This window comes from Pelomonas sp. SE-A7, assembly GCF_030345705.1.
Taxonomy (GTDB): Bacteria; Pseudomonadota; Gammaproteobacteria; order Burkholderiales; family Burkholderiaceae_C; genus JAUASW01.
Genome location: NZ_JAUASW010000002.1, coordinates 731,107 through 746,760 on the forward strand (window position 1 = coordinate 731,107; position 15,654 = coordinate 746,760).

Annotated in this window: 12 protein-coding genes; 8 read left to right on the forward strand and 4 right to left on the reverse strand. The window is 68.0% G+C overall.

The annotated features are described in order from the left end of the window. Positions 1-801, reverse strand: coding sequence for a Crp/Fnr family transcriptional regulator (locus QT382_RS17295; protein WP_289255329.1), 801 nt, complete (start codon positions 799-801; stop codon positions 1-3). Positions 802-1,045: 244 nt separating this feature from the next. Between QT382_RS17295 and QT382_RS17300 the strand changes: the two genes are divergently transcribed. Continuing rightward, positions 1,046-1,519 (forward strand): Rossmann-fold NAD(P)-binding domain-containing protein, encoded by a 474-nt coding sequence (locus QT382_RS17300; RefSeq protein WP_289255330.1) that lies wholly within the window; start codon positions 1,046-1,048, stop codon positions 1,517-1,519. Here the strand turns inward: QT382_RS17300 and QT382_RS17305 are convergent. Beyond that, positions 1,516-2,397 carry a hypothetical protein gene (locus tag QT382_RS17305; protein WP_289255331.1) on the reverse strand — a complete coding sequence of 294 codons (882 nt, stop codon included), beginning with the start codon at positions 2,395-2,397 and terminating at the stop codon, positions 1,516-1,518. The genes QT382_RS17300 and QT382_RS17305 overlap by 4 nt on opposite strands. A gap of 67 nt (positions 2,398-2,464) precedes the next feature. On the opposite strand from QT382_RS17305, the gene QT382_RS17310 reads away from it, so the two are divergent. The 6 genes from QT382_RS17310 (at position 2,465) to QT382_RS17335 (ending at position 13,260) form a co-directional block, all read left to right on the forward strand. Beyond that, positions 2,465-3,766 carry an OmpA family protein gene (locus QT382_RS17310; protein WP_289255332.1) on the forward strand — a complete coding sequence of 434 codons (1,302 nt, stop codon included), beginning with the start codon at positions 2,465-2,467 and terminating at the stop codon, positions 3,764-3,766. 9 nt (positions 3,767-3,775) lie between these two features. Further along, on the forward strand, positions 3,776-6,559 hold the full coding sequence (locus tag QT382_RS17315; RefSeq protein WP_289255333.1) for a caspase family protein: 2,784 nt from the start codon (positions 3,776-3,778) through the stop codon (positions 6,557-6,559). Positions 6,560-6,749: 190 nt separating this feature from the next. Continuing rightward, on the forward strand, positions 6,750-7,040 hold the full coding sequence (locus QT382_RS17320) for a co-chaperone GroES (RefSeq protein WP_289255334.1): 291 nt from the start codon (positions 6,750-6,752) through the stop codon (positions 7,038-7,040). Between the two features lie 52 nt (positions 7,041-7,092). Further along, complete coding sequence (groL, locus tag QT382_RS17325) at positions 7,093-8,739, forward strand: chaperonin GroEL (protein ID WP_289255335.1); 1,647 nt, start codon at positions 7,093-7,095, stop codon at positions 8,737-8,739. A 247-nt stretch (positions 8,740-8,986) separates the two neighbouring features. After that, positions 8,987-11,014 (forward strand): DUF1631 family protein, encoded by a 2,028-nt coding sequence (locus tag QT382_RS17330; RefSeq protein ID WP_289255336.1) that lies wholly within the window; start codon positions 8,987-8,989, stop codon positions 11,012-11,014. Beyond that, positions 11,011-13,260, forward strand: coding sequence for a patatin-like phospholipase family protein (locus tag QT382_RS17335; protein WP_289255337.1), 2,250 nt, complete (start codon positions 11,011-11,013; stop codon positions 13,258-13,260). The genes QT382_RS17330 and QT382_RS17335 overlap by 4 nt, the downstream gene beginning before the upstream one ends. Here QT382_RS17335 and QT382_RS17340 read toward each other — a convergent pair. Both QT382_RS17340 and yihA read right to left on the reverse strand, forming a co-directional pair. Further along, positions 13,244-14,125, reverse strand: coding sequence for an alpha/beta fold hydrolase (locus QT382_RS17340; protein WP_289255338.1), 882 nt, complete (start codon positions 14,123-14,125; stop codon positions 13,244-13,246). The two genes, QT382_RS17335 and QT382_RS17340, sit on opposite strands and share 17 nt — an antisense overlap. A gap of 37 nt (positions 14,126-14,162) precedes the next feature. Continuing rightward, complete coding sequence (gene yihA, locus QT382_RS17345; protein ID WP_289255339.1) at positions 14,163-14,918, reverse strand: ribosome biogenesis GTP-binding protein YihA/YsxC; 756 nt, start codon at positions 14,916-14,918, stop codon at positions 14,163-14,165. A 75-nt stretch (positions 14,919-14,993) separates the two neighbouring features. Between yihA and QT382_RS17350 the strand changes: the two genes are divergently transcribed. Next, positions 14,994-15,611 (forward strand): c-type cytochrome, encoded by a 618-nt coding sequence (locus tag QT382_RS17350; RefSeq protein ID WP_289255340.1) that lies wholly within the window; start codon positions 14,994-14,996, stop codon positions 15,609-15,611. Positions 15,612-15,654 lie beyond the last annotated feature (43 nt).

Sequence of the window (15,654 nt, forward strand, 5' to 3'; positions counted from 1 at the left end):
CTACTGAAGCAGCTTGGGTGCCGGTGCCATGCCGCCCTGGACGAAGCTGCTGAGTGCCGCCACGTCGGGAATCTGGATGTCGCGCCGGCCACCTTCGGCGAATTCGATCAGGCCGTTCTTGGCCAGACGTGACAGGGCGCGACTCACCGTCTCGAGCGTCATGCCCAGGTAGTTGCCGATTTCGGCCCGGGTCATGCGCAGCTTGATCTGGTCGGTACGAAGGCCTCGCTGGGCCAGCGAATCGGCCCAGTAGCGCAGGAAGTCGGCCACACGGGCGTCGGCCGGGAGTGTGCAGACCGACATCAGCGAATCGCGGTCGGTGGCGATCTCGCGGCTCATGGACTGGTGCAGCAGGCCCAGCAGCGCCGGGCGATGCAGACTGGCGGCCAGCAGCTCGTCATAGCGGATGGCCCAGATCTCGCCGGTGTCCATGGCCACGGCGTCGCAGCCATAGGCCTGGGTGGCGATGCCGTCGAAGCCCAGCCAATCGCCACGGAAGCGCAGGCCGACCACCTGCTCGCGGCCGTCGCTGGCCAGGCTGATGATCTTCACGAAACCGGAGTTCAGCAGGTACAGGCACTGGAAGCGCTCGCCGGCCTGGCAGATCACATCGCCGGCCCGGACGACCTGGCGCTGAGGCTTGAGGGTTTCGCTGACGAGGGCCAGGGCATCGGCGATCCGCTGGCTGGTCTTGATCTGGGCCTGCTGCACGGCATGGCGACGCGCGGACTGGGCATGCTCGGCCAGGCGCTGGGCCGGCAGGATATTGGACGAGGCGAGGACGGTGGCGCTGTTCATCATGGTGCAACTCCTGGACTTGATGAAGCTCAGTCTAGGAACCGCTCGGCAATGGCATGACAACGGCAGCCGGTGTTTTGGAACAGTTGGCAAGCGCTTTGTAAACGCTCGGTAACGATCGGTCGCGGGATCCGGGTTTACTCAGGCAGAGCCTCGCTTGTTGATCGCTGTCAACGGTTTCACTGGCCCGGTGACTAGCATGCCCCAAGGCCTGCTTCAAACGGGCATGTATTCCCGACCATAGAAGATGCAAACCACCTTGCTGGCGCCCATGACAGCCACCGACACCGCAAGCCTGCTGGCCAGCGCCAGGGCGCTGCGGCATGCGCGGAAAAGCGGGCACGCCGGCGACCTGCTGAAGGGCAAGAACATTGGCCTGCTGACTGAGACGCCGGAAGACGAGACCGCCCGGCTGTTCATCCAGGCCGCCCAGGGCCTGGGCGCGCAGGTCGCGCTGATACGTCCGAGCCATGCCGGCCTCCTGCGCCCTGAATCCGCCCTGGCCACGGCGCGCATGCTGGGCCGGCTCTATGAGCTCATCGAATGCCAGCGGCTGCCGGGGGCCGTGGTCGAACAGCTGCGCCAGCACAGTGGCATCGCCGTGCTCGACAGCCAGGCCAGCCTGGAAGGCGACCTGCACCGGCCGCTCGAGGAAGTTGACGAAGCGGAAGCCCAGCTGCTTTGGCTCCAGGCGCTGCTGCTGACAGCCCTGAACCGCTAGGGCGATCCGGAGCGAACCAGTTCGCCGGCCGCGGGAAGCGGGCCCTCGTCGCTGAGCAGGCGGAACCAGGGCTCTTCGGACAGCAGCTCGAACAGCGAGACCGGGCGCCCGTCGCGATAGGCGGTCTGCGCGATCAGTCGAACCCCATGGCTGTAGTCGGCATAGGCCGCCGCATGGACCAGGCTCAGCGGCTGGATCGGCAAGCCCACCTCACGGTGCCAGCCATAGATCGCCACTCGGCCGGGCTGCAGCCACAGCCGTCGACTCAGTACCAGGTCCTTCTTGTGGCCGGCTGCCAGTCGGCCTGGGGCGGCACCGGCTTCGACCCACTGCTGCTGAAGGATCTGCTGATGCCGCAGGTAGTAGGCCGTGCTGCGCATCTGCTCGCCGGGCGGCAGGGGTTGGGGCGCGAGTCGGACGCTTGCTTGCAAATAGATGGCGTCGACGATGCGGCGCGTCGGCAGGCTGAAACCGAACGCGCGGGCCAGGCCCAGGGCCGTGTCCAGGCCCATGGGCATGCGCAGGAAATCGGCATCGCTGCCGATGGCGAGGTAGTCGGGCAGCACACACAGGACCAGCCGAGTCGGCACGCCGTCGCGGCCTTCACCTTGCATTTCAAGCGGCACGGCGCGGCGGAGGAAGTCGGGCAGGTTGCCGGCCAGCAAGGCCTCGCGGATCGCCAACTCCCGCTCCGCATCGTTCAGCGCAGAGACCTGCTGTGCAAAGGCCGTGCCGGTCAAGGCCTGCGGCGAGCGGACGGGCAGCGTGGCCGTTGCCGACGCACAGACATTGCCGGTGCCCGCTTGGGCTGCGGCCACGGCCCAGCCGGCCATGGCTGCCAGAAGCCAGGTCTTGGAATCAAGATTGAGCAGGTGCATCGAGCGCGGAATTTACACAACCGGCGGAGCGGGCTATAACCGCCCTCTGTCACGCCGGAGGCCTGCGATGGACGCCGCCGATAGCCTGAGCAACCGCCGCCTTGCGGCCGTGAGTCTGGGACTGATGGCCCTGCTGCTGGGTTGCAGCACGCCACCACCGCCTGCAACGCCGGCCGCCGCGCCCGCGGCGCCCGTGGTGCCTGCGCCGGCCCCGGTGCCGCCGCCTCCACCCCCACCCCCACCGCCCCCGCCTCCACCGCCGCCCCCGACGCAGCCCCATGCGGAAGCGGTGCTCGGTGCCGCGAACACGCTGTTCTCCAAGGCCAACCTGGCCCCGCTGGAAGCCGGCAGCACGCGCTACACGGTGCTGGTCGATCCGCTGGTCGACGGCGTCTCGCGCATGCAAACCAAGACCACGCAGGCGATGGAGACGCGCATCGTCCAGCTGGCTAGAAGCAGCTATCCGCAGTTCGAGGTCAAGCCCTTCAATGCCGGCAACCTGGCGCAGTCGCCGCTGCTGATCGTCGGCACCTTCACGCCCATCAACCAGGAAGGCAAGACCGAGGGCGAGCGCGACATGTACCGCTTCTGCCTGGTGATGGTGGACCTGAAGTCCGGCAAGCTGGTCAGCAAGGCCGTGACCCGCTCCAAGATGGAAGGCGTGGACGCCACGCCGCCGCCCTTCTTCGCCGATGCGCCGGCCTGGACCCGCGACCCGGTCACCGAGGGCTACGTCAAGACCTGCCAGGCCTCCAAGCCGGGCGACTCCATACAGCCCAGCTATGTCGAGGGCCTGGTGGTCTCCAGCCTGATCGACGAGGCGGTCCGCGCCTACAACGCCCAGCAGTACAAGAACGCCCTGGCCCTGTTCAACAAGGCCGGCAGCATGGGCGCGGGCCAGCAGCTGCGGGTGCTGACCGGTCTCTACCTCAGCAACTGGAAGCTGGGGCTGCGTGACGCCACGGCGCAGAGCTTCGGCAAGCTGGTGGACTACGGCCTGGCCCAGGGCCAGCTGTCCATGCAGTTCACTTTCACGTCCGGTTCCACCGTGCTGCCGGCCGATGGCCGGGGCGCGCCCAATCACCTGTGGCTGAAGCTGATCGCCCAGCGCCTGGCCGAGGCCAAGTCCTGCGTCGAGGTCGGCGGCCACGCCAGCCGCGGCGGGCCTGAGCTGATCAACGAAAGGCTGTCGGCCCTGCGCGCGGAATATGTGCGCAAGCGTCTGGTCGACGAGTCGGCCGGCCTGGCCAAGCGTTCGCTGGCCGTGGGCTATGGCTCGCGCGCCACCTTGATAGGCACGGGCAAGGACGATCCCTCGGACGCGCTGGACCGGCGTGTCGAACTGAAGCTGCTGGCCTGCAGCGGCTAGGCGCCGGCCATGGCACTGCTGCGCTGCTGGCTGTCGCTCGTCCTGCTGGTCGGGGCGCTGGGCAGCGCTGGCGCGCAGGAGGCTGTACAGCCCATGCTGCGGGTCGAGGCCGGCACCCATGTCGCAGCGATCCGGGCCCTGGCCACCGATGCGCGCGGCGAGTTGCTGCTCACGGCTTCCGAGGACAAGACGGCGCGGCTCTGGCGGCTGTCCGACCGCAGCCTGCTGCGCGTGCTGCGGCCGCCCATAGGCGCGGACAATGAAGGCAAGCTCTACGCCGCAGCGCTGAGCCCGGACGGCACGGTGGCCGCCGTGGCCGGCTGGTCGGCCGACAACGAGGTCTACCTGTTCGACAGCCGCAGCGGCCGCATGCGCGGGCGGATCGAGGGCCTGCCCAATGTGGTCAATGCCCTGGCCTTCTCGCCGGACGGCAAGCAGCTGGCCGTGCTGAGCTGGGGCGGCGCCGGCCTCAGGCTCTATGCCAGCAGCGACGACTGGAAGACCGCCCGCCCGACCAGCAGCGACGAGGCCTATGGTGCCGATGCCTACGGCCTCGCCTTCTCGCCCGATGGCCGGATGCTGGTCAGCAGCGCTTACGACGGCGCGCTGCGCCAGTACGCGCTGCGCGGCAACAGCCTCTGGCTGCAGAAGACCGAGCGCATCGCCGGCCGGCCGCATGGCCTGGCGTTTTCTCCGGACGGCAAGCGGCTGGCCCTGGGACTGGCCGACACGGCCCAGGCCCTGGTGCTGCATGGGGACACGCTGGCGACCGTCTGGCGTTCGCCGGTGCTCGAGGGCGGCGCCCTGCCCTGCGTGGCCTGGTCCCGCCAGGGCAATGAGCTGCTGGCCGCCGGCAGCTGGCGCAGCGCGCCCGGTCGCCATGGCGTGCAGCGCTGGAACCTGGCTCGTGCGTCCGGCAGCGAACTTGCTGCGGCCAGCGACTCGGTCACCGCCCTGCTGAGCGCGGGCGGCGAGGTGCTGTTCGCCTCGGGCGATGCCAGCTGGGGCCAGGTCGGCGGCGCCTCGGTCCGCTCGATGCGGCCGGACTTCCGCCTGCCGGTCGCCGCCGGCAGCAGCAGCCTGAGGCTGTCCAGCGATGCCCGCGAGCTGAGCTTCGCCACTCGCTTCGGTGGCCTGGCCCCGGTGCGTTTCGACCTGGCCGGACCGGCGTGGCGTCCGGCCCAGCCCTTGGACGACAAGCCGGCCGCCCTGCTGGATGTGCGCGACTGGCAGGACAGCAGCAGCCCCAAGCTGGCCGGCCGGGCCCTGAGCCTGGGCCAGGGCGAGGTCTCGCTGGCCCTGGGGATTGACCCGTCCGGCCGCGGCTTTGCGCTCGGCAGCAACCACCGGCTGAGGCTGTACGCCGCCAACGGGCAGCTGCTCTGGAACGTGCGTATCCCGGCCCCCTGTTTTGCCGTCCAGCTCAGCCGCGACCAGCACTGGGTGGTGGCCGGATTCGGCGACGGCACGCTGCGCTGGTTCCGACGCAAGGACGGCGCCGAGACACTGGCCTTCTATCCCCATGGGGACGGCAAGGCCTGGGCGGCCTGGACGCCGGACGGCCGCTTCTCGGCCGGCGGTGGCGGTGAGCGCCACATAGGCTGGCATGTGAACCGCGGGACCGGCGAAGCAGCGGAGTTCCTGCCGCTGGAGCGCTTCAGCGAGCGCTATTTCGATCCGCTGGGCGTGATCAGCGCGCTGGCCGACAAGCCCCGGGTCCGCCCGCTGCCCGACCCGCGCCAAGGGCTCAAGCTGCCGCCGGTGGTCGCCTTCCTCAGCCCCTCGGACGGCAGCAAGGTCAATGAGGACAGCGTGCGCCTGGACCTGCATGTGATGGACCAGGGCGGCGGCGTCGACGAGGTCCGGCTGATGCACAACGGCAAGGTGGTACAGACCGTGGGGCCCAAGCCGGCCGCGCCGGCCAGCCGCTTGCATTTCGAGCTGGCACTGGAGAGCGGACGCAACGAGGTCAAGGCCGTGGCCCTGGGGCTGGACCGCACGGAATCGGCCGTGGCCGAGCTGACGGTGCAGGCCCCGGCGCGGCCGGACAGGCCCAAGCTGCGCGTGCTCAGCGTTGGCGTCAATGCCTACCGCAACAGCCAGCTCAATCTCAGCTTCTCGGTGCCCGACGCGCGCGGCGTGGCCAACACTTTCAAGGCCCTGGGCCGCAAGCTGTTCGCCGACATCGCGGTCAGCGAGCTCTACGACGGTCAGGCCACCCGCGCCGGCATCCTCGCCCAGCTCGCCGACTTCAGTGCCAGCAAGCCCGAGGACGTGGTCGTGGTCTACCTGGCCGGCCATGGCGAGACCCTGGGCGACGACTGGTACTTCATTCCGCACGAGGTGACCCAGCCCGAGCAGGCCGACAAGCTGCGCAGCGAAGGCCTGTCCTCGCAGGAGCTGTCGCGGGCGATCAAGGCCATTCCGGCGCGCAAGGTCGTGGTGCTGATCGACGCCTGCAAGTCGGGCGCCGCCATTGCCAGCTTCCGCGGCCTGGAGGAGCGGCGGCTGCTGTCCCAGCTCTCGCGGTCCACCGGCACCCACCTGATTGCCGCGACCAACAAGGAGCAGCTGGCGGCCGAGCTGTTGAATCTGGGCCATGGCGTGTTCACCTACACCCTGCTCGAAGGCCTGTCCGGCAAGGCCGCGGCCGGCGGCCCGGACGTCACGGCCCGCAAGCTGATGGTCTATGTGGAGCAGACCCTGCCCGAGCTGTCCAAGCGCTACCGCACCGAGGAACAGTTCCCGGTCGTCAGCTCGACCGGCATGGACTTTCCGTTGGTCGTCCGCTAGGGCTGAACCAGGGGCGCTCTTGAAAGCCCAAAACCCAACCCTATAATCCCGCTGCTAGCACTCACAACGACAGAGTGCTAACCCATCCGACGGAGCCTCCGGGCTCCGTCAGTCATATCGCATGTGAGTGGGCGCTCATTACCGCGGCGCCTACCGTCAAGCAAGCACCGACCAACATCAAGGAGATGTGATGAAACTGCGTCCTCTGCACGATCGCGTGATCGTTAAGCGCCTGGAAAACGAGACCAAGACCGCTTCCGGCATCTTCATCCCCGACAACGCCGCCGAGAAGCCGGACCAGGGCGAAGTCCTGGCCGTGGGCCCGGGCAAGCGCAATGACAAGGGCGAATTCGTCGCCCTGAACGTGGCCGTCGGCGACCGCGTGCTGTTCGGCAAGTACTCGGGCCAGACCGTCAAGGTCGATGGCGACGAACTGCTGGTGATGCGCGAAGAGGACCTCTTCGCCGTGGTGCAGAAGTAAGTCCTGCCCCCACCGCTGAACACCCTTTCTTAAAGAATCCGGAGAAATACACATGGCAGCAAAAGACGTGATCTTTGGCGGCGAAGCTCGTGCTCGCATGGTCGAAGGCGTGAACATCCTGGCCAACGCGGTCAAGGTGACCCTGGGCCCCAAGGGCCGCAACGTGGTGCTGGAGCGCTCGTTCGGCGCCCCCACGGTGACCAAGGACGGCGTGTCCGTCGCCAAGGAAATCGAGCTGAAGGACAAGCTCCAGAACATGGGCGCCCAGATGGTCAAGGAAGTCGCTTCCAAGACCAGCGACAACGCCGGTGACGGCACCACCACCGCCACGGTGCTGGCCCAGGCCATCGTCCGCGAAGGCATGAAGTACGTGGCCGCCGGCATGAACCCGATGGACCTGAAGCGCGGCATCGACAAGGCGGTCGCCGCCCTGGTCGTCCAGCTGAAGGCCGCTTCCAAGGCCACCACCACCTCCAAGGAAATCGCCCAGGTCGGCACCATCTCGGCCAATAGCGACGGCGACGTCGGCCAGATCATCGCCAACGCGATGGACAAGGTCGGCAAGGAAGGCGTGATCACCGTCGAAGACGGCAAGAGCCTGAACAACGAGCTGGACGTGGTCGAAGGCATGCAGTTCGACCGTGGCTACCTGTCGCCCTACTTCATCAACAACCCCGAGAAGCAGGCCGCCATCCTGGACAACCCGTTTGTCCTGCTGTTCGACAAGAAGATCTCGAACATCCGTGACCTGCTGCCGACGCTGGAGCAGGTCGCCAAGGCCGGCCGTCCGCTGCTGATCATTGCCGAGGAAGTCGAGGGCGAAGCCCTGGCGACCCTGGTGGTCAACACCATCCGCGGCATCCTGAAGGTCGTGGCCGTCAAGGCTCCGGGCTTCGGCGACCGTCGCAAGGCCATGCTGGAAGACATCGCCATCCTGACCGGCGGCAAGGTCATCGCTGAAGAAGTGGGCCTGACGCTGGAGAAGGTCACGCTGGCCGACCTGGGCCAGGCCAAGCGCGTCGAAGTGGGCAAGGAAAACACCACCATCATCGACGGCGCCGGCACGGCCGACGTCATCGAAGCCCGCGTCAAGCAGATCCGCATCCAGATCGAGGAAGCCACCAGCGACTACGACCGCGAGAAGCTGCAAGAGCGCGTGGCCAAGCTGGCCGGCGGCGTGGCCGTCATCAAGGTCGGTGCTGCCACCGAAGTCGAGATGAAGGAAAAGAAGGCCCGCGTGGAAGACGCGCTGCACGCCACCCGTGCCGCCGTTGAAGAAGGCATCGTCGCCGGCGGCGGCGTGGCCCTGCTGCGTGCCCGTCAGGCTGCTGGCGACATCAAGGGCGACAACGCCGACCAGGACGCCGGCATCAAGCTGATCCTGAAGGCCATCGAAGCCCCGCTGCGCGAGATCGTCTACAACGCCGGCGAGGAAAGCTCGGTCGTCGTGAACGCCGTGCTGGCCGGCAAGGGCAACTACGGCTACAACGCCGCCAACGGCACCTATGGCGACATGATCGAAATGGGCATCCTGGACCCGACCAAGGTGACCCGTACCGCGCTGCAGAACGCCGCTTCGGTCGCTTCGCTGATGCTGACGACCGAATGCATGGTCGCCGAGTCCCCCAAGGATGACGCACCGGCCGGCGGCATGCCTGGCGGCATGGGCGGCATGGGCGGCATGGGCATGGACATGTAATTCGGACATGCAACCCTGCCTGCGCAGGGTTGCGTGCCGATTTGCACCCAAGGGCCTGCCAGCCCGAGGGGTAAGTCAGGAAGGGCCGCAGCGATGCGGCCCTTTTTTATTGCCTGGTCCGGCCGATAGAAAACGGTGATATTTCATGCTTGGCTCGGCAGACCCATCACCCTCAGGGGGGCCTTGCCAAACATCCGCTTTCGCTTCTGTGGCCCACTGATAATGCGGCATCCGTCAAAGTAACGAAATGGCCCACGCACCCACTCTGCAGTCGCTGGTCGACGACACGCTCGCGGCCTTGCCCATGCTGGCTCGCTCGATCCAGGACGAAACCCAGGACGAGCTCGAGCGCCGACCGCAGCATTTCGCGCTGCTGGAAGGTTGGCGCCGCCAGCGCGGCCGCTTCGCCAGCAATCTGGAAGCCGCGGTGCGGCCCATGCTGGAACTGGCCAAGCGCGGCCAGGATCCGCTGCGCCGCGCCTCGTCCATGTCGCTGGATGCGCTCAGCCTGGTGGATGAACACCAGGCCCTGCAGGATGTGGCCATCGCCCATCTGATCGCCACGGTCGAAGACCAGTGCCGGCCCGAGCTGCACCAGCTCGGCAATTTCTTCGTCGCGCTGCGCGGCGGCACCACCTCGGTCAAGGACGACAACCCGTTGCGTCCGGCCCTGTTCGCCCAGGCGATGTACGACGCCCTGGTCGATACCCACCTCGATTCGGAAGGCCGCTACGCCCTGCTCAAGGTGGCGGCCGTACCGCTGGGCAGCATCCTGCAGCGGCATTACGCGGGCCTTTGCACCCAGCTGCAGGCGGCCCAGCTGAGCCAGATGGTGTCCAGCTACGGCGTGGGCGGTGGCCAGCAGGACCCGCGTCTGCGCCGCATGGCCGAACTGGCCAAGGCCCAATCCGGACAGCAGCCGGCCCAGGCCACGCTGGACGGCCTGGCCCGCAAGGTCAGCGAGATCAACAGCCGGCCCCAGAAATTCCCGGCCAAGCCCGAGACACCGCCGGTGCCGGGCGGCCTCAACTTCAGTCCGGCCGCTGCCGGTGGCGCTGGCGGCGACCTGCTGACCCGGCTCTACGACCAGATCCTGGCCGACCCGCGCCTGCTGCCGCCGGTCAAGGCGCTGATGGCGCGGCTGCAGATCCCGGTCGTGCGCCTGGCCCGTATCGACCCCAGCCTGCTGCGCCGGCAGGAGCACCCGACCTGGCAATTGCTGAACCGTGTCGCCGCCCACGCCATGGGTTTCGACAACCCCAACGACGAGCGGCTGCAGCAGTTTCTGCAGTTCATGGAATCGCGCCTGGCCATGCTGGTGGCCACGCCCAGCCCCAGCGCCCAGCTGTTCCAGCAGGTGCTGACCCAGGTCGACGAGCACATCGGCGCCCAGGCTCGCCAGCGCAGCGAACGCAGCGCCACGGCCCTGGCCGCGCTGGAGCGCGAGCAGATGCGCGACGAATGGACCCAGGTGCTGCGCGAGCAGATCGGCGACCAGCTGATCGACGCCCCGGTCAGCCCGGCGATCCGCAGCTTCCTGAAGACCAGCTGGGTGGACGTGATCGTGCAGGCCATGGTGCTGAACGGCCGCGATGCGCCCGAGGCCCATGCCCATATCGATACGGTCGACGAGCTGCTGTCCAGCTTCGAGCCCTGCCGCAGCCCTTCCGAGGGCGCCCGTTTGCGCGCGCGACTGCCGACCCTGGTGCAGCGGCTGGAAAAGGGCTTCGAAGAGATCGCCCTGCCGGCCCAGAAGGCCCAGGCCCTGATGCATGAGCTCTCGCAGATGCATCAGCGGGTGCTGCAGGGCCAGCCCGCCGCCATGCCGGCCTCGGCGATCCGCAACGTCGAAACCCGCGAGCTGAGCCCGGAAGACCTGCTGAACCAGTTGCTGACCGAGCGCGAATCGCAGATGCCTTCGCGCTGGGCTCATGACCAGGTGGACCGCGGTCACCTGCCCACGGTGCCGACCCAGCTCTACGACGCCGACGACAGCCCCGAGGCCCGCGCGGCGCTGTCGGCCTGGATGGACAAGATCGAGGTCGGCAACTGGTACCACCTGTTCATCCAGAGCCAGTGGCTGACTGCCCAGATCGCCTGGATCAGCGAGAGCCGTCAGTTCTTCCTGTTCGTCGGCCAGGATGCCGAAGACCGTCATTCGCTGACCCGCGGCGCGCTGGAAAAGCTGCTGTCCAACGGCTTGATCACCTCGCTCGAGGAAGAGACCTTGGTCCAGCGTGCCGTCGACACGCTGATGCAGGGCCTGGCCACTTGAACTTGCGCCGGGTCGCCCTGGCCGGGGGACTCGGCCTGCTGCTGCTGGCCGCCCAGGTCGCGGCGCAAACCCCTGAGCCGGCCGCGTCCGTCGCACGCCCCAAGCTGGGGCTGGTGCTCTCAGGCGGCGGCGCCCGTGGCCTTGCCCATGTGGGCGTGCTCAAGGTGCTGGAGCGCGAGCGCGTGCCGGTGGACGTGATCGCCGGCACCTCGATGGGCGCGATCATCGGCGGCCTCTACGCCAGCGGCATGACCGCCGACGAGCTCGAACGCGAGTTGCTGCAGGTCCGCTGGGACCGCGTTTTCGCCAGCCGGGTCGACCGCCAGCAGCTGTCGCAGCGCCGCAAGGAAGAAGATTTCGAGTTCTCGCCGGTGCTGGAGCTGGGCCTGCGTGATGGCGAACTGCGCGCTCCGCAGAGCACGATTTCCAGCCGTGGCCTTGAAGCGCTGCTGCGCCGGCTGACGCTGCCGGTGCGAATGGTCCAGCGCTTCGACAAGCTGCCCATCCCCTTCCGCGCCGTGGCCACCGACATGGAAGACGGCCATCAGGTCGTGGTCGGCGAAGGCGACCTGGCCCTCGCCATGCGCTCCAGCATGAGCGTGCCTGGCGTGTTCGCGCCGATCGAATGGAACGAGCGCATCCTCGGCGATGGTGGCCTGGTCAACAACCTGCCGGTGGACATCGCCCGCAGCATGGGGGCCGAGCAGGTGATCGCGGTCAACGTGGGCACGCCGCTGGCCGCGCGATCGGCGCTGAGCTCGGTGGTCGGCCTGACCGGCCAGATGGTCAACATCCTCACCGAGCAGAACGTGCAGCGCAGCCTGGCCAGCCTGTGGATGGAGGACCTGCTGATCACGCCCAACCTGGGCAAGCTGACCTCGGCCGACTTTGAACGCACCCGCGACTTCATCAGCCAGGGCGAGGCCGCGGCCGAGGCGCTGCTGCCGCGCTTGCGTGCCCTGGCCTTGTCGGAGAAGGACTACGTGCAATGGCGGCTGGCCCGCCTGCCCACGCAGCCCGAAGCCCCGTCATTGGAAGCCGTGGTCTTCGAGGGCAGCGACAGCACCCATCCCGAGCGCTTCAAGGCCCAGCTGGAAACCCAGCCTGGCCAGATGTTCGACCCGGCCAAGGCCGAGCGCGACACCCGCAAGCTGGCTTCGTCGGGTGACTATGTGCGGGTCGACTACCACGTCGAGCAGCGGCCCGAAGGCGACACCCTGGTGTTCCTGATGGAAGACAAGCCCTGGGGCCCGAACTACTTCCGCGTCGGCCTGGACCTCAGCACCAACTTTGCCGGTGAAAGCTCGTTCAATCTGCGGCTGAGCCACAACCGCCACTGGCTGACCGAGCATGGCACCGAATGGCGCAATCAGCTGACCGTGGGCCAGACGCCGCGCTACTACACCGAGCTCTACCACCCGCTGCTGGGCCGGCTCGACAAGTCCAGCGACTGGTTCCTCTCCGGATGGGCCGAGCTGGAACGGCGCCAGATCACGCTCTACGACCCGGACAGCGGCCAGGGCCTGGCGCGGCTGGCGCGACAGTCCGGCCAGCTCGGCCTGGACCTGGGCCAGCCCTGGGCCCAGCTCGGCGAGGTGCGCTTCGGCCTGACGCATCAGCGCTGGCGCATCGAGCCCAAGCTGCTGGCGGTGGAGGTGCCGGACGAGCTGCTGCGTCAGACCTGGAGCGAGACCGGCGTGCGCCTGCGCACCGTGGTCGACCAGCTGGACTTTGCCAATTTCCCGCAGCGCGGCTACCGCGTTTCGTTCGATGCCATCGCCGGCCTGCAGTCGGGCACCAACACGCGGCGCCAGCATTTCAGCCGTTTCGAACTGCTGGGCACGGCCGCCATGAGCAGCGGGCCGCATACGCTGAACCTCAGCACGCGGCTGCTGCAGGCCAATCAGCCCAGCGACTCGACGCAGGGGCCCTACACGCTGGGCGGCTTCCAGCAGCTCTCGGGCTACCAGCCGGGCCAGCTCTACGGCAACACCCTGGCCTTCGGCCGCGCCACCTACTACCTGCGCATGCGCGAGGCGCCGGTGCTGACCCGCGGCTTCTTCGTCGGCGGATCCCTGGAAGCCGGCAATGCCTGGAATGCGCGCACCGACGCCAGCTTCAAGGACCTGCGCTACGCCGCCAGCGCCTTCGTCGGCGCGGACACCGGCCTCGGCCCGCTCTACCTCGCGCTGGGCCATGCGCCGCGCGGCGGCACGGCGGTCTACCTGTTCATTGGCAGACCCTGAGCAGCTGTTCGGCGATGAAGTCCGGCTGCTCATGGACCAGCCAGTGGCCGGCCGTGGGCAAGCGCAACAGCTCCAGCCGCGGCACGTAGCGCTCCAGGCCATCGATCAGGCCGGGCGGCAGGGCCCGGTCGTCCAGGCCCCAGATCACCAGGGTCGGCAGGCGCACGGTGATGAACTCGTCGGGGAACTGCAGCGCCATCGCGCCCGGGTCGCCCGGCCGCGGCGGCCGCATCGGCGAGGCGCGGTAGTAGTTGATCGGGCCTCTCAATCCGTGCGACCACAGCTCGCGGTAGCGCTGCTTCAGCGCCTCGTCCAGCCAGGGCTGGCCGCCATGGTCGGTGAAGAAAGGCCAGAGCCGCGCGAAGTCATTCGCCGCGAGATGCTCCTCCATGCCCGGCTCGCAAAGCTCGTTCATGTAGGCGCTGGACTGGCGCTGTGCCTCGCTCTGCTGCAGCTCGCGCAGAAATGTGCCCGGATGTGGCGAGTTGAGGATGACCAGGCGCTGCATCAGCTGCGGCTGCTGAACGGCCAGGTTCCAGGCCACGGCACCGCCCCAGTCGTGGGCGACCAGGGCTGCCAACGGGCCTTCTCCAGTGGCCGCCACCAGGGCCGCGATGTCGGCCATCAGATGCTTGGCCCGGTAGGCCTCGACCTCGGCCGGGCTGCTGGACTTCTCGTAGCCGCGCAGATTGGGCGCGATGCAGCGGAAGCGGTCCGCCAGCTTCTCCATCAGCTCGTCCCAGACGAAAGCGCCCTCGGGAAAGCCATGCAGAAACACCAGGCGCGGCAGCGCCGCATCGCCAGCGGCACGACAGGACAGCGTGATGCCGTGCGGCAGGTCCAGCGCAAAGGTCTCGATGGGCATGGCGCCGAGCATAGGCAGGGCGCCGGCCGCACCGCTGTCAGTCGGGCGACACCTCGCCGCTCTCGGAAGCAGCGGCCGGCTCGGCCTCGCCGACGATGGCGCGCGGCAGGTGGACCCACTGGTGCAGGATATGGGCCACGTCGGCCACGCCCTGCTTCTTCAGCGCCGAGAACAGCGTGATCGAGACGTCGGATTCCTCGGTCACGATGGCGCCCAGGTGCTCCTGGGTCTTGCGCAGGGCCGCATCGGCTTCCTTGCGGTTGAGCTTGTCGGACTTGGTCAGCAGCACCAGCAGCTTGACCTCGCCATTGGCGACGCGACGCTGAACGAAGGCCAGCAGCTGCTGGTCCAGGTCGGTCAGGCCCAGGCGCGAATCGACCATCAGCACCACGCCCGAAAGGCTGCGGCGTATCTCCAGGTAGTCGGCCATCACCTTCTGCCAGCGCTGCTTGGCGGTGCGGTTGACCGCGGCATAGCCATAGCCCGGCAGGTCGGCCAGCAACGCGTCGGGTGCATCCTTGGGACCGACCTCGAACAGGTTGATGTGCTGGGTGCGGCCCGGCGTCTTGGAGGCGAAGGCCAGGCGCTTCTGCTGGGCCAGCGTGTTGATCGCCGTGGACTTGCCGGCATTGGAGCGGCCGACGAAGGCGATCTCGGGCAGCTCGTTGGCCGGCAGGTGTTCCAGCTGGCTGGCCGTGGTCAGGAAACGGGCCGTATGGGTCCAGCCCAGCACCTGCTTGTCGGTGATCTCGGTGGTGTCCGCGACCGGCGTGTTGTTGTTGTTCTCTGTCATGGGATTCCTGGGAGGCCTGATTGGCGTTCCGGCCATTGTAAAATCCGCCGCTTGCGCTTACCGAACCCCCTACTCATGAAGAATGCCGCTCTCCTGTTGACGGGTCTGTTCCTGGCCGCCGCAGCTCACGCGAACGAAGCCAAGGCCCCGGCCAAGCCCGATCTGGCCAAGGGCCAGGCCCTGTCCACGCAAGTCTGTGGCGCCTGCCACACGGCCGACGGGTCGCGCGGCAGCCCGGCCAATCCCATCCTGCAGGGCCAGCATGCCGAGTACCTGAGCAAGCAGCTGGAAGACTTCAAGGCCAACAAGCGCGCCAACCCGGTGATGAGCGGCATGGTCGCTCCGCTGTCGCAAGAGGACATGAAGAACGTTGCCGCGTTCTACGCCTCCAAGCAGGCCAAGCCCGGTTTCGCCAAGAACAAGGACATGGTTGCCCTGGGCGAGAAGATCTACCGCGGCGGCATTGCCGACCGCAACATCCCGTCCTGCGCCGGCTGCCACAGCCCGACCGGCGCCGGCATGCCGGCCCAGTACCCGCGTCTGGCCGGCCAGCACAGCGACTACACCGAAGCCCAGCTGAACGCCTTCCGCGCGGGCAGCCGGGCGAACAGCGCCCAGATGACGGCCGTCGCGGCCAAGATGAACGACCGCGAGATCAAGGCCGTGTCGGACTACATCGCCGGCCTGCGCTGAGCGATTCCTCCGCTTTCACAGCTTGATGAGCCAAGGCCGGTGC